12 protein-coding genes are annotated in these 13,800 nt (G+C 52.4%); 6 read left to right on the plus strand and 6 right to left on the minus strand.

Going from position 1 to position 13,800, the window contains the following annotated elements; all coding sequences use genetic code 11:
* Positions 1 to 20: 20 nt before the first annotated feature.
* The 3 genes from ACJJIE_RS11325 to putP all read right to left on the minus strand — a co-directional run bounded on the left by ACJJIE_RS11325 (position 21) and on the right by putP (position 2,724).
* A complete protein-coding gene (locus ACJJIE_RS11325) occupies positions 21 to 485 on the minus strand; it encodes an Mpo1 family 2-hydroxy fatty acid dioxygenase (protein WP_444894669.1) in 465 nt (154 codons plus the stop codon).
* A 107-nt stretch (positions 486 to 592) separates the two neighbouring features.
* Positions 593 to 1,105, minus strand: a complete 513-nt coding sequence (locus ACJJIE_RS11330) for an O-acetyl-ADP-ribose deacetylase (protein WP_444894670.1) — start codon at positions 1,103 to 1,105, stop codon at positions 593 to 595.
* A gap of 152 nt (positions 1,106 to 1,257) precedes the next feature.
* Complete coding sequence (gene putP, locus ACJJIE_RS11335) at positions 1,258 to 2,724, minus strand: sodium/proline symporter PutP (protein WP_444894671.1); 1,467 nt, start codon at positions 2,722 to 2,724, stop codon at positions 1,258 to 1,260.
* Positions 2,725 to 3,012: 288 nt separating this feature from the next.
* Here putP and ACJJIE_RS11340 point away from each other — a divergent pair, with 288 nt between their 5' ends.
* Positions 3,013 to 3,540 (plus strand): hypothetical protein, encoded by a 528-nt coding sequence (locus ACJJIE_RS11340; RefSeq protein ID WP_444894672.1) that lies wholly within the window; start codon positions 3,013 to 3,015, stop codon positions 3,538 to 3,540.
* On the opposite strand, the gene ttcA is transcribed toward ACJJIE_RS11340, so the two are convergent.
* On the minus strand, positions 3,425 to 4,342 hold the full coding sequence (gene ttcA / locus ACJJIE_RS11345) for a tRNA 2-thiocytidine(32) synthetase TtcA (protein ID WP_444894673.1): 918 nt from the start codon (positions 4,340 to 4,342) through the stop codon (positions 3,425 to 3,427). The genes ACJJIE_RS11340 and ttcA overlap by 116 nt on opposite strands.
* A gap of 120 nt (positions 4,343 to 4,462) precedes the next feature.
* A complete protein-coding gene (locus ACJJIE_RS11350; RefSeq protein WP_444894674.1) occupies positions 4,463 to 5,131 on the minus strand; it encodes an arylesterase in 669 nt (222 codons plus the stop codon).
* A 45-nt stretch (positions 5,132 to 5,176) separates the two neighbouring features.
* Between ACJJIE_RS11350 and ACJJIE_RS11355 the strand changes: the two genes are divergently transcribed.
* The 4 genes from ACJJIE_RS11355 (at position 5,177) to ACJJIE_RS11370 (ending at position 10,484) form a co-directional block, all read left to right on the plus strand.
* Entirely contained in the window at positions 5,177 to 5,899 is a 723-nt protein-coding gene (locus ACJJIE_RS11355) for an ABC transporter ATP-binding protein (RefSeq protein ID WP_444894675.1), read from the plus strand.
* Positions 5,899 to 8,349, plus strand: coding sequence for an ABC transporter permease (locus ACJJIE_RS11360; RefSeq protein WP_444894676.1), 2,451 nt, complete (start codon positions 5,899 to 5,901; stop codon positions 8,347 to 8,349). Before ACJJIE_RS11355 ends, ACJJIE_RS11360 begins: the two co-directional genes overlap by 1 nt.
* 40 nt (positions 8,350 to 8,389) lie before the next feature.
* Positions 8,390 to 9,661, plus strand: a complete 1,272-nt coding sequence (bioA, locus tag ACJJIE_RS11365; RefSeq protein WP_444894677.1) for an adenosylmethionine--8-amino-7-oxononanoate transaminase — start codon at positions 8,390 to 8,392, stop codon at positions 9,659 to 9,661.
* A gap of 406 nt (positions 9,662 to 10,067) precedes the next feature.
* Entirely contained in the window at positions 10,068 to 10,484 is a 417-nt protein-coding gene (locus ACJJIE_RS11370; RefSeq protein WP_444894678.1) for a DUF6746 family protein, read from the plus strand.
* A gap of 122 nt (positions 10,485 to 10,606) precedes the next feature.
* Here the strand turns inward: ACJJIE_RS11370 and csrA are convergent, their stop codons facing one another.
* Positions 10,607 to 10,795: a carbon storage regulator CsrA gene (gene csrA / locus ACJJIE_RS11375; protein ID WP_444894679.1), complete on the minus strand. Its 189-nt coding sequence runs from the start codon at positions 10,793 to 10,795 to the stop codon at positions 10,607 to 10,609.
* 964 nt (positions 10,796 to 11,759) lie between these two features.
* On the opposite strand from csrA, the gene ACJJIE_RS11380 reads away from it, so the two are divergent.
* Positions 11,760 to 13,589: an ATP-dependent nuclease gene (locus ACJJIE_RS11380; protein WP_444894680.1), complete on the plus strand. Its 1,830-nt coding sequence runs from the start codon at positions 11,760 to 11,762 to the stop codon at positions 13,587 to 13,589.
* Positions 13,590 to 13,800 lie beyond the last annotated feature (211 nt).

Here is a 13,800-nt window from a genome sequence, read left to right on the forward strand (position 1 = left end):
TCATCTGCATAAACCGGCAATCAGTATTGAATGCCCAGTTTCCGGTAAATAAACCCGATCACCCAGGCAGGGCCAATCAACAGGAATTGTAAGTCCTTAAAGAAAGAGGGTTTCTTGCCTTCGATATGGTGGCCGATAAATTGGAACACCCACATGATCACAAATAGGGCCAGTGCCGTCTGCCAGATGGGCACCCCCAGCCGCTCCAATACCGACCAAGCCCACAAACACAGAACAGTTAATCCCGTCATTCCCAGGGCAATGGGAAACGACATCGCGAAATAAAACAGAAGAATCGGGATTGTCACCACGACAGCCCAGTTCAGCCAGGGAATTGTCGCCATAAAGTCCGGCTGCGGAACTGCCCACAAAAGTCCGGCCACAGTTGCATAAATTACGGGAACAGCAATCCAATGAATGGATTTGTTGATCGGATTCTGATGACTCTCACCATACTCGGAAAACCACTGCTGGGCACTGCGCATGACAATCTCCTCATTCTTATATTGTTATTGTCAGAGCAATAATAATCCCCAACCCATGGATATCAATCAATGGCCGAAAATACCACGAGGCCTACAAAGCGTGGCTTTTAGCGCCTAACGTAGGCATCCAACTGGGATAGATAGAGATCCGCCATCGATTTTTCGAAACAACAGAATACAACCTGCTGCGGTGCCCCCTCCTTCTCCTGGAATTGCTGTACCTGCTCTACAGCCACCTCTACGGCCAGCTCCGGGGGATAATCGTAGATACCGCAACTGATCGCAGGAAAAGCGATTGAGCGCATGTTTTCGCGCCGAGCCAATGCCAGGCAGTGTCGATAACAGCTGGAGAGCAGCTCGGGCTCACCCAAACTGCCGCCGCGCCAAACCGGCCCAACTGTGTGGTAGATACGTTTTACGGGAATGGAATAAGCGCCAGTGGCGCGCACTTCACCAACAGGACAACCGCCCAGACTGCGGCAGGCCTCCAGTAGATTGGGCCCCGCTGCGCGGTGTATGGCCCCATCGACACCACCGCCTCCCAAGAGACGGCTGTTGGCAGCATTGACGATTACATCGACGTGCAATCGAGTGATATCACCGAGATGAACTTTGATCACTCAGCATCTCCAACCGCTATTTGAATAATTGCTGCGGATGGAAATCCATTTCACTTCACAACAGTCGCACCTTTGCCAGAGATGCGTCCCTAGCGCGGCTGGTCTGTCTCGGCCCGAGCGAGTCGCTCGGGCTCAAGTCCTGCCCTGCCCCCTCAACCAAGCAACTTGCGGTGCTGTGAGGCAACGGCTTCCGGGCACTTCGTCAGCGCGCTCACTAACACGATAGCAGCTGAAGAGAAAACAAAACCCGGCAACAGCTCATAAACATCAAAAATGCCACCGGAGAGTTGCTCCCACACCACAACGGTGAGGCCGCCAACGATAACACCGGCAATAGCGCCACTACCCGTCATACGGGACCAGTAGAGACTGATCAACAACGCCGGGCCAAAGGCAGCGCCCAGACCAGCCCAGGCGTAACTCACCACATCCAGAACCTTGGAATCCGGGTCCATCGCAATCCACACAGCGACCAGTGATAAAGCAACCACCGCCCAGCGCCCCACTTTCACCATGGCTTCCGGGGTGGTCTCACGCCCAAACCAAACGTGGTAAATATCCTCTGCCAGTGCAGCCGAAGACACCAACAGCTGGGAATCTGCCGTACTCATAATGGCAGATAGAATCGCCGCCAAAAGAACACCGGCAACTAGTGGGTGGAACAGCACCTGCACCATTTCCATAAAGACGGTCTCGCCATCCGGCAGGCTCTGCTGGATTTCCAAGTGAGCAAACAGGCCCACTGCCATGGCACCCAAGAAGCCGGCCAGGGACCAAACCGCTGCCACTGTCGCCGCAGCAGGTATATCGTTTGGACTGCGCACCGCCATAAATCGCGCCAAAATATGCGGCTGACCGAAGTAGCCCAATCCCCAGGCAAGAGAGCTGAGTATCGCCACCAGACTTAATGTTTGCCCGGTGTTATCTGTCATCCAATAGGTCAGCTGTGGCACCTCTGTTTGCAGGCGACTCCAGCTGGCGGAAAAACCGCCCTGGTCAGAAATAACAACGAGAGGCACCGCAATCAGCGCCGCACTCATCAGCAGTCCCTGGAACACATCGGTCCAGGACACCGCCAAAAACCCGCCAAACAACGTGTAAGAAATAACGGCAACCGCACCGATAATCACCGCCCAGCGATAATCCCAGCCAAACACCGTTTCAAACAATTTGCCGCCGGCAATCAGGCCCGAAGCCACATAGAAAAGGAAAAATAACAGAATGAATATCGCGCAGACGGTGCGCAGATAGGGGTGCCCCATCTTAAACCGACGATCCAGATAAGCTGGCACTGTCAGGGAGTCGTCCAGCTCATAGGTGTAGATGCGCAGGCGCCGGCCCATTGTCACCCAGCTCAGAACGATGCCGGAGAAAAGACCAATTGCGATCCAACCGGCAGAGAGCCCCGCTGCGTAGGCCGCACCAGGCAAACCCAGAAGCAGCCAGCCACTCATATCCGAGGCTCCGGCAGACAGGGCCGCCACAGCCGGCGGCAGGGAACGGCCACCGAGGAAATAGTCGCTGGCATTTTTTGTACGCATGTAGGCGTAAATACCGATAACAACAATCAACGCCAAATAGGCGACAAAAGTAAGGGCGATCAGCCACTCGGCGGCCATAAGGGATTCCTTCTGATCAAACTGGGGTGGTACTTGGCGCGGGAATAGTCTGCGTTTTCCTGCTCAATTTTTCAGCGCATTGAGCTATGGAAAGAGCACCACCTAAAAATTGTTATGTTTATTGCGCGTAAATCTACCCATAAGGTGGCGCCGACTCAATCAGCAAACTACATATATGTTGGATACAACTACAGAAAAAAAGACAACACTATGGGCATTTGTCTGGACGAGCTCCGACTCCAGGTTATCCGTCCAACCCTCAAGCACTTGAGAGCCTGGAGCCAGGGCATGGAGAATCTCCTTCTGGGAACCGCCGCCCAGGAGTCGCAATTGGGCTTCCATCTCAAACAGGGACGGCGCCACGGGCTGGGTATTTACCAAATCCAGCCCCACACCCACCGGGAAATCTGGGATCAATACCTGATCGATCACCCAAGCCTCGCCTCAAAGGTGCGAGGGCTGGCGAGCCAGCGGGATTTTCTCGATCACCCCCACAGCGAACTGACCACCAACCTGCGCTATGCCACAGCCATCGCCTGGCTGATTTACAGGTCGGCTGAGGTGCACAAGATCCAGGAGGAGGAAACCTCAGACGTGGCCAATATGGCGCGCCTCTGGCATCAGCACTTTCACCATGGACCCAGTGCCAGTCCCCGGGACTTTGAATGCAGCTACGCGCAACTGGTCAGCGGTGCAGATCCTACAGATTCAGCGCCTCGATATACTGGGGCTCCACTTCCTGAGCATCCTCAGGCTCCCAAGAATTCACCTGGCGCTGGAGTGAATGGTCAGGACGCTCGACAGCCGACGGCTTAGAGCGATCCAGTTCCAGACTCTCAAAATCATAGAGGTCCCTGTCCGCCAATTGTGACGGGGACACCCGGGTAATCGCGGCGAAAATATTCTCGCTGCGGCCTGGGAATTTCTTATCCCACTCCCGCACCATCTGCTTGATCGCCTGGCGCTGAAGATTCTCCTGGCTACCGCACAGGTTGCAGGGAATAATCGGAAACTGCTTGTACTCGGCGTACTGGGCGATGTCCTCTTCGCGGCAATAGGCGAGCGGACGAATCACGATATTGCGGCCATCGTCGGCACGTAGTTTGGGCGGCATCGCCTTGAGGCGGCCACCGTAAAACATATTCAGGAACAGGGTCTCGACGATATCGTCTTTGTGATGGCCCAGTGCCACCTTGGTGGCGCCAATTTCTTCAGCAAAGCCATACAAGGTGCCACGGCGCAGACGGGAACAGAGCCCGCAAGTGGTTTTGCCCTCGGGCACCACTTCCTTCACGACCGAGTAGGTATCTTTCTCGACAATATGGTGGGGAACACCCAGGGACTGCAGGTATTCCGGCAGGATATGCTCGGGGAAGCCCGGCTGTTTCTGGTCCATATTGACCGCCACCAGTTCAAAGTTAACCGGCGCTGTCCTCTGCAAATTCAGCAGCACGTCCAGCATGGCGTAGGAATCCTTACCGCCGGACAAACAGACCATAATCTTGTCGCCCTCTTCAATCATGTTGAAGTCGGCGATGGCGCGGCCCACATGGCGGCGCAGGCGCTTTTGCAGCTTATTAAACTCGAGCCGCTCGCGGCGGTTTTCCAATTCGGGCATGGTGTCTCTCTAACTCATTCGCGACCAGTGACCGGGCCCAGAGTACCGGCACAAAACCTTAAACTTTGGGACCAGAGCCAGGCTTTCCTGTTCCTGGGGGCGCGATTGTACGCATTTCGATCACGGAGTACACGACTCACCATCCGCCTTCTCCCCCAATAGGGACTTCACGCAGGGCCAGACATGATCCAGCAGGGCCGGCTGCGCCTTGGCGGTGGGGTGGATACCGTCGGATTGCATAGCGCCCTGCTCCAGGGCCACAGTTTCCAACAGGAAAGGCACCAGGGCGACCTCTTCGGCCTTGGCCACTTTGGGGAATACAGCGGCAAAAGCCTCGGTATAAGCGCGGCCATAGTTCGGTGGGATACGCATCCCCAGCAGCAGGACTTCGGCCCCGGAATCTTTAGCCAGCTTGACCATCTGCTGCAAATTGCGCTGCAAACTCTGGGGTGGGTAGCCGCGCAGACCGTCGTTACCGCCCAACTCGACAATCAGCCACTGGGGATTGTGCTCTTCCATCAGGCGCGGCAGCCGGGTCAGGCCACCTGCGGAGGTCTCCCCACTGATACTGGCATTGACCACCTTCACCGGGCGCCCCTTCTCCTGCAAGCGCTCTTGCAACAGATTGACCCAGCCCAGCTCCTCATCGATACCGTAGGCCGCACTTATGCTATCCCCTAATACGAGCAGAGTGCCGGGCTTGTTTGCACTCAGTGCCAGATTGGGGACCGACAGCATCAGCACCAAGCCGAACCGAGTCAGTAACTGCCGAAAAAAGGCTGTTGTCATGTCATACTCTCCAAAAATCTCGCGTATCCGCAAAGGGAATACAGTATGTCCGCCATTCTCACGGCAGAAAACCTCTATCACAGGGTCTCCACCAGCGAAGGGCCACTGACCCTATTAAACAATATCTCCCTGAAAGTCGCCCGTGGCGAGAGCCTCGCTGTGACCGGGGCCTCAGGTTCCGGCAAGTCCACCCTGCTCGGCCTGTTGGCGGGATTGGACAAACCCACCGAGGGCAAGATCTGGCTGGCGGGGGACGAGATCACCGCCATGGACGAAGAGCAGCGCGCAGCGGTGCGCGCCCGCTGCGTGGGCTTTGTATTCCAGACTTTCCAGCTGCTGCCCGGCCTTACCGCCCTGGAAAATGTGATGCTACCGAGCGAATTGCGCGGTGAACGAGGCGCCGCCAAGCGGGCGGAAGAGTTTCTCGCCCGGGTGGGCCTGGAACAGCGACTGCGCCACTACCCGCGCCAGTTATCCGGCGGCGAACAACAGCGGGTGGCCATTGCCCGGGCCTTCGCCAGCTTTAGCAGCAAAGATGCCATCCTCTTTGCCGACGAACCCACCGGCAGCCTCGACGCCGGCAACGGTGCCAAAATTATCGACCTGCTGTTTAAACTCAACGAAGAGTCTGACACCACCCTGGTGCTGGTGACTCACGAACAGCGACTGGCAGAGCGCTGTGCCTCCCACCTGCATATGTCGGCCGGTGCCGTAGATACCTACGCTCCGCTTATCGACGGAGACAACCTGTCGGAGGTGTCCGCCTGATGCTGCCACTCAGACTGCTGTTCAGGGACTGGCGCGGTGGCGAGTTGGCGCTAATCGCCTCGGCCCTGGTTTTGGCTGTTACCTGTGTCACTGCGATCGCCCATTTTACCGACCGCCTTACCCGCGCCATGGAGCAGCAATCCCTCACCTTCCTGGCCGCAGAACGGGTGCTGCGCAGCAGCAAACCCGTGGATAGCGCATGGCTGGAGGAAGCCGACAAAAAGGGATTGGAGCAGGCGCGAATAGTCCAGTTTTCATCCATGATCTCCGCCAACGACCAGTTCCAGTTTGTCTCGGTCAAAGCTGTCGACAAAGGCTATCCATTGGTGGGGCAACTGGAAATCAGCAAGTCCCCGGAAGGCCCAGGGGAAATTGCACCGCAAGGACCTCCCCCGGGAGAAGCCTGGGTGGAGTCCCGCCTTCTACCCTTGATGGGAATCCAGCTCGGCGATCCTATCGCCCTCGGCGACACCCAATTGAAAGTGACAGCCATACTGGAGCGGGAACCCGACCGGGGTACCAGCCTGTTTGATATGGGCGCGCGAGTATTAGCCAATACCGCCGACCTGCCCGCCGCAGGTGTGATCCAGCCCGGAAGCCGAGTGCGCTACCGCTACCTGTTTGCCGGTGATGACCAAGTCCTGAAGGATTACTTTGACTGGCTCAAACCTCAACTGACTGAGCACCAGCGGATCTTGGACCTGCGCGAAGGCCAGCCCCGGGTTGCCTCTGCCCTGGATAGAGCCGAGTCCTTCCTGTTTCTCGCCGCCAGCCTGGCCGTTCTCCTCGCCAGTGTCGCCGTCGGCCTGGCAGCCAGACGCTACGGATTGCGCCACGGCGCCTACGTAGCCGTAATGAAAAGCCTCGGCGCCGGGCGCAACAAAATTCTCGGTATCTACCTGGGGCAGCTGGCCGCCCTCACCTTGATAGCCACCGCTATTGGGCTGGCGTTGGGCACCTTTATCCAGAGCCAGGCGGTCAACCTGATGGAAGGATTCTTCCCGGTTCAGCCCCCAGCCACCAGCTGGAGCCCATTGCTGATCGGGCTCGCTACCGGCCTCGCCTGCGCCCTGGGCTTTGCCCTGCCGCCACTTTTCCGCCTCGCCCGCACAGACCCGATGCAAACCCTGAGGCACGACTGGAGCAATCCGGACAGACGCGAGTGGCTCGGCCTGATTCTCGGCCCCAGCGCCATGTTGCTTCTGATCTGGTGGCTTTCCGGCAGCTTGCTTATGACACTCGCCTTGTTTGTCGGCATGCTCCTGCTGGTAGCGGGCAGCGCCCTGGTTAACCGACTTTTGGTGCGCGGAAAGCTGGCCTCCCTAGGAGGCGCCTGGCGTATTGCCCTGGGTAGCCTGCAACGCCGCGCCGCATTCAACACTCTATTGATTGCCGCTTTTGGCACCGGATTATTGGCCATGCTGGCCATGGTCTTTGCCCGCACCGCCCTGGTGGACGAATGGCGGATGCAATTACCGGAAAAAGCCCCCAACCACTTCCTCCTGAATATCGCCCCCCACGACGTTCCAACCATGGAAAATATGCTGGCAGAGGGCGAGGTAAGCAGCACCGAGTTTTACCCCATGGTGCGCGGCCGTTTGGTGGCGATTAACGGCGTCTCGATTAAAGAGAAAAAAGATCGTCCCGGCGGCGTTCGCCGGGAATTAAACCTGAGCTACACCGATACCCTGGCGCCGGATAACCGTATTTTGGAAGGCGAGTGGTGGGACAAGGCCAGCGAAGGGGTTTCCGTAGAAGTGGAGCTGGCAGCCCAGCTGGAACTGTCACTGGGAGATCAATTGCGCTTTTCCATCGGCGGACTGGAAGTAGAAGCCCCGGTAGCCAGCTTCCGCTCGCTGGACTGGAACAGCATGCGCCCCAACTTCTATATGATATTTGCACCGGGCACTATCGATGATTTCCCGGCTACCTATATCACCAGTTTTTACCTCCCACCGGAGGACAAGCTACTGGTCAACGACCTGGTTCGCGCCTTCCCCAGCGTCAGCGTGATAGAGCTGGATAAGATCATCCAGCGTATCCGCGACACCATTAACCAGGTGTCCTTTGCTATCGAATCGGTTATGGCCCTGATGCTGGTTGCCGGCGTCCTGGTATTAATTGCCGGGGTGCGCGCCAGTATCGCCGAGCGATTGCAGGAAGCGGCAATTATCCGCACACTGGGAGGCCGCAGGCGCTTGTTGCTGAGAAGCCTGATACTGGAATTTGGGCTACTGGGTTTTGCCGCCGGCTTGCTCGCGGCTATCGGTGCGGAAGCCACCTTGGCCGTGCTGTCTTATTGGGTCTTTGAACTGCCGGTGATATTGCACCCAGTCCTTTGGCTAACCGGACCACTCACCGGTGCAATACTGGTTGGCACCGCCGGTACCCTAGCCTGTTACAGCTCGATCAGCCAGCCCCCGCTCAAAGTACTGCGCGAACTGGCCTAACGAATGATTGTCGGCTCTTAAGAATAAAGATGTAGTTTTTATGGACCTGGATTTCGATCGCAAACATATTTGGCACCCCTACTCCTCCCTGATCGACCCGCCGCCGGTATACCCGGTGACGCGGGCCGAAGGGGTACGTATTTACTTGGAAGACGGGCGCGGCCTGATCGACGGTATGTCCTCCTGGTGGAGCGCCCTACACGGCTACAATGTGCCCGAGCTAAACCAGGCCATGCGCGATCAGATGGACAAAATGTCCCATGTGATGTTCGGGGGTTTAACTCACGAACCGGCGATCGAGCTGTGCAAGAAATTAGTGGAAATCACTCCAGCTGGCCTCAACCGGGTATTTCTTGCTGACTCCGGTTCAGTGTCTGTGGAAGTGGCTATCAAGATGGCCGTGCAATACTGGCACTCCCATGGCAAGCCCGAAAAGAACCGCCTGCTGGCCCTGCGCAACGGTTACCACGGTGATACTTTCGGGGCCATGGCCACCTGTGACCCAGTCACCGGAATGCATCATTTGTTTGCTGAGCATCTGAACCAGCACCAGTTTGCACCCGCTCCGCAAACACCATTTGGCAGTACCTGTAGTGACAGTGATATCGCCGAACTGCGCCAGCAAGTAGAAGAGAACCGCGATCAGCTGGCCGCGATTATTTTAGAGCCCATCGTCCAGGGCGCTGGCGGCATGCGTTTTTATTCTGCCGATTATTTGTGCCGGGTGCGCGAACTCTGCAGCGAGCACGACGTACTGCTGATCGCCGATGAAATCGCCACCGGCTTTGGCCGCAGCGGCAAAATGTTCGCCTGTGAGCACCCCGATATCACCCCCGATATCCTCACCCTGGGCAAAGCCCTCACCGGCGGCACCATGACCCTCGCCGCCGCCCTCTGTACCGATAAAGTAGCCGAAGGTATTTGCAGTGGGGAAGCCGGTGTGTTTATGCACGGCCCCACTTTTATGGGTAACCCCCTGGCTTGTTCCGTCGCTAACGCCAGCATCCAATTGTTACTCAACAGTCCTTGGCAGGAGCGAGTAACTGCGATCGAACAGCAGCTGACCGAACAGCTAGCCCCGTTAAAATCCGCACCGGGTGTCGCTGATGTTCGAGCCCTTGGAGCAATTGGCGTGGTGGAAATGCGCGAGCCTGTAAATACGGCAAAGGTGCAGGAAGCTCTAATCGAACGCGGAGTTTGGCTGCGCCCCTTCGGCAAACTGGTCTACGCCATGCCGCCCTATGTGATTTCGGAAGAAGACCTTAGTCAATTAACTTCGGCAATGGTTGATGTTCTCGGAGAGATCCAATAAGGCCAGTACCAATTAATTTGTGAAGCCGGTCTCGATAATTCCGGATAAATCAGCTCTTTCTGTAAAAACCAGCGGCGTTGTTACAGCAAATAGTGGGTTAGCTGATTACTTTTCTTAACACGGGGGTCGCCTCTTCCAGGCTAAAGGCCTCCGTTTACCCCTCCCGCACACGCCTCTCTCAGATTCCATTTTCTTAATCCTTGCAAATTTCGATCAACTTGATCGCAATTTTTTCGAGAAGTGTTTTGAGCACCTAAAAATTCCTGTATCATAAATGTTAATGATAGTTATCCTCATTTACGATAGCGATCAAAGCGGTCAAAATGACCACTGAGAGATGTTAGGCATTCACCTCGCCCGATCAATGCCTTACCAATCCTTAAAGTTTGGGCGTTAGAGAGGAAAAATGAGAACTTTAATTGCATTACTTTTTGCTGTTTCTTTTGCTACCACTGCTCAAGCTAGCCCTGCTGCGGGAGAAAAGCCCATCCAGCACTTTAAAGTAGCGAAAGTTACTTCCTTGAAGGATGCGAGAAAGATTTTTGTTGAGACAACAGAAGAAATTAAGGGCAAGAAAAAGCTTAACCCTGCTGAACTTCACGAGATTCATGTCATCACCTACAGACTCGAAAAAAGTGTTGAGTATTTCGCTGAGAACCTGAAGGGTGAAAGGAAGCAGCTGGCAAAAGACATCGCCGTTGTTGTGGAAAACATCCACATTAACTCCGAAAACAACCGCCCAGAAAAAACCCGCAAGGATCTGAATCACTACTTTAAATTAGCAGAAAAGTTTGAGGCTGGATTTAAGCATAAACATCACTAATACAGATCACTTCCGAGCTTAACCTGTCTCTATCCGCAGCGAAAGGCTCGACTGAAAGCGCTAACTATCAGCAGTTAGCGCTTTCATAGCAACACCACCCCGCCACAATCTCGATCAACTTCTCAACGATTCCCACTGACCAGATTTCCTTCCCTTTTGATCCGCCTATAAATCTCCTCGCGGTGTACGGGCAGGGATTTGGGAGCAATTATTCCTACCTTTACCTGATTGCCCTTAACTTCCAATACGGTGATTGAGACATTCGCTCCAATCCGTAAGTTCTCGCCTGTGCGGCGCTTTAAGATCAACATATTTGTTTCCTACTGATACTCAAACCATGGATTGACCTTCCACAATGGGAAAGTTTGGATAGAACTGTTTTGAGTAACTGCGAGGAGGTGCGCGAGAACGGTAGGCATAGAATAAAAAAAGGCAGACGCAACGCCCCCAGGGCTTGGAGAAACTCTCCAAACTGCTGATCGTGCTCCACTTTATTGAAGACGAGCGGGTTTCTAGCGTACTATGCATATAGCCACTTTGATACTGTGATTATCAACTTGGTTAGCTGGCCCCAGGTGTTCCAGCACCTAGGGTCAGCGCCTTTTACTTATTCTTACTTCACGCTACCGTTCTCCTTTGAGGGGTGGCCTTTAGAAAATTCTTGATTCTTTCGATGCTCTTGAACCGAGCTGCTTTGATTGTTGCCTTTAGATGGCTTCTTAGTTACGGCCAAAATATCAGGAAATATCTATCGATTTTACGTGGCTTTGACACTAAAACAATCCTAATAAAATCTAATAAGATTATTTTTGTGCCTAAATTTTTTGTTGCTCAAGATTTGCAAAATGTCTGTCACGTTTGAGAATGGCCGTTAAGACAGGTGCTCTCCCCCGCCTTTCACTTTAAAATCCAGAAACAATAGATCATCCATAGCAGCTTCATTTTACTGATTAAATATATTCTATTTTTTTCCTGTACTCTCCATTTCGAACATCAAAAACAACCAAACATATACCATGCAAAAAGAGTGTCAGCTTGTTGCTTTTTAACCAATTATATCCATGATCAAAAGCAGCAAAACATCAGGATGTAATCCAGCCACAATATATCCACTTGAGAAATTTCCCGCCAGTGTTGACCAGCATACTGATTTATTTGTTTTTTCAGCTAGAGGGTTTGTTGCACTTTAGGTATATTGACTAGCGATATAATGCAGCTTCTTTTGAATACGCAGTTAAGGGGCTGCGCGCCTGAAACCAGAATAAGGGTGTTTAAATGAGACTGCATGAGCTTCAAATAAATAATTTTAGAAAACTCAAGAATTGCAAAATAAATTTTAGGGATACAACCTTTCTTATCGGCCCAAATAATGCAGGAAAATCAAGCGTTTTTTCTGCGATAGACTACTTCCATAAGAATTCAAATTTGGATAGAGAAGATTATTCAAAAGAGTATAACGAAGAGGAAGAGAGCTATACCTATGAAGATGAAGTTGAGATTGTGGCAGAGTATCACAATTTACCGTCTGCCGCTCACAGCTGGGTAGGATTTAAAGGCAGGGTTATATCATCTCAAGATCAGCTAGATGGAGAAACCGGAAACTCCATCATTTATAAGAAAGTTTGGTCCCTTAACCAAAGCAAACCAAAGATATTCATGAAGGAATATCCGCGAAGGAGGAGCGCATTGTATGCTGAATGTAGAATAGTATCAGACCTCGTAGGAGAGCATTACTCGGAAACATTCTTGAAAGAGCATTTTGGCGAATCTAACTTTGAAAAAAGGTTAACTGTAACAGCAACAAAATCAAAACTATTGGATCTGCCAGAATGCTGGGATATTCAAACAGACGAAGAAGCTACCTGGGTTGAAAACCCCGGTGGAATTCCCGGTAATGTATTATCAAAACTTCCCATAATTGTTGTAATACCAGCAGAATCTTGCATTTCTGAGCTGACAAGCCCCGGAGGGGCACTATTTACCCTATTAGGGGGACTATTTGATCAGGTCAGGAGTAACTCTGAAAATTACGTTCAAGCACAGGCTTTTCTAAATAACCTTGCAGCTGAGCTCAACCCAAATGACCAGGAAACTGATTTTGGCCAACTAATTAGTGACCTTAATGGAATGGTTGATACGCTTTTTCCTGATTCGGCTGTACATGTTAGTGCGACACTTGACGTGCCTGAAAAATCCATAAAGCCTCAATTTAAAGTGGAAATGGAAAGCAATGTAAAAACTGCTGTTAACTATCAAGGTCATGGAATGATCAGGGCAACCGCATTCCAGCTTTTAAGATTCGTGCAAGACTTTATAAACAGAAATACTGACACCCCTAGAGCAACAATTTTTTGCTTTGAGGAGCCAGAAATCTATTTGCATCCTTCAGCTGCTAACCAAATGCGGGATTCATTATATGATCTGGCGGGACCAAACTGCCAAATCATAGCGACTACTCACTCGCCTTACATGATCAATCTCGGCTCAGAAAAAAGCATGAGCCTTGCGAAATTTAACTTTACTGAAGACAATTTCTCAACAGCCAACTCATTCAATCTAGAAGAAGCTTTCGTTGAACTCGCTGAAGACGAAAAGCAAAACTTGAAGATGCTCTTGAAAGTTGATGATTACATATCAAGAATGTTCTTTTCCAAGAAATGTGTGTTTGTTGAAGGAGATACAGAAGAAGTTGTTGTGCGTGAAACGATTAAGAGGCTATCTCATGAAGACAAGGCAAAGGTAATAGGAAACTGTGAGTTTCTCAGAGCCAGAGGAAAAGCAGTTCTTATATCGATTGCAAAATATTTGAATGCGCTAAATATAAACTACATATTTATGCACGATCGCGATGAAGGGACAGAACGCGCTGAAGCGATGAACGCCCCAATTCTGGCCCAAACAGGTCAAGATCGTCGAATTATGATTGAGGAATGCATTGAGGATCTACTGGGCTATGATGCACCAAGTAGCGAAAAACCATACATGGCCCACCTGCATATACAGAACAATTGGGGTGATGAATTTATTGATTTACCCAATGACTGGAAGTCTACTTTTATCACCTTATGCAGTCCATATTTAGACCATCTTCGAGAGGCCCCTTAAATCGGCTAGCCAGTAGTTTCTAGCTCCCCCCACCACCCATCGTGCGGGTCCGCAATGGGTGGTTCCCTATCCGTAATAAATCTCTATTCAACGGTAGTATCGAGCAACTATTCATTTGAATTGAGCGCCATGACCATACGCTACCTCTACGTGATATTTGGCTGGACACATATCGGTAGGCTAGCCCTGTCTTTTAATTTGCAGAGTTAAG

It is taken from the genome of Microbulbifer maximicatervae (SeqCode) (assembly GCF_052467325.1).

What these genes read in the sequence shown, in the direction of transcription:
- ACJJIE_RS11325 (WP_444894669.1), bottom strand. Translation starts at nt 485, where the DNA reads ATGCGCAGTGCCCAGCAGTGGTTTTCCGAGTATGGTGAGAGTCATCAG.
- putP (WP_444894671.1), bottom strand. Translation starts at nt 2,724, where the DNA reads ATGGCCGCCGAGTGGCTGATCGCCCTTACTTTTGTCGCCTATTTGGCG.
- ACJJIE_RS11380 (WP_444894680.1), top strand. Translation starts at nt 11,760, where the DNA reads ATGAGACTGCATGAGCTTCAAATAAATAATTTTAGAAAACTCAAGAAT.
- ttcA (WP_444894673.1), bottom strand. Translation starts at nt 4,342, where the DNA reads ATGCCCGAATTGGAAAACCGCCGCGAGCGGCTCGAGTTTAATAAGCTG.
- bioA (WP_444894677.1), top strand. Translation starts at nt 8,390, where the DNA reads ATGGACCTGGATTTCGATCGCAAACATATTTGGCACCCCTACTCCTCC.
- ACJJIE_RS11355 (WP_444894675.1), top strand. Translation starts at nt 5,177, where the DNA reads ATGTCCGCCATTCTCACGGCAGAAAACCTCTATCACAGGGTCTCCACC.
- ACJJIE_RS11370 (WP_444894678.1), top strand. Translation starts at nt 10,068, where the DNA reads ATGAGAACTTTAATTGCATTACTTTTTGCTGTTTCTTTTGCTACCACT.
- ACJJIE_RS11360 (WP_444894676.1), top strand. Translation starts at nt 5,899, where the DNA reads ATGCTGCCACTCAGACTGCTGTTCAGGGACTGGCGCGGTGGCGAGTTG.
- ACJJIE_RS11340 (WP_444894672.1), top strand. Translation starts at nt 3,013, where the DNA reads ATGGAGAATCTCCTTCTGGGAACCGCCGCCCAGGAGTCGCAATTGGGC.
- ACJJIE_RS11350 (WP_444894674.1), bottom strand. Translation starts at nt 5,131, where the DNA reads ATGACAACAGCCTTTTTTCGGCAGTTACTGACTCGGTTCGGCTTGGTG.
- csrA (WP_444894679.1), bottom strand. Translation starts at nt 10,795, where the DNA reads ATGTTGATCTTAAAGCGCCGCACAGGCGAGAACTTACGGATTGGAGCG.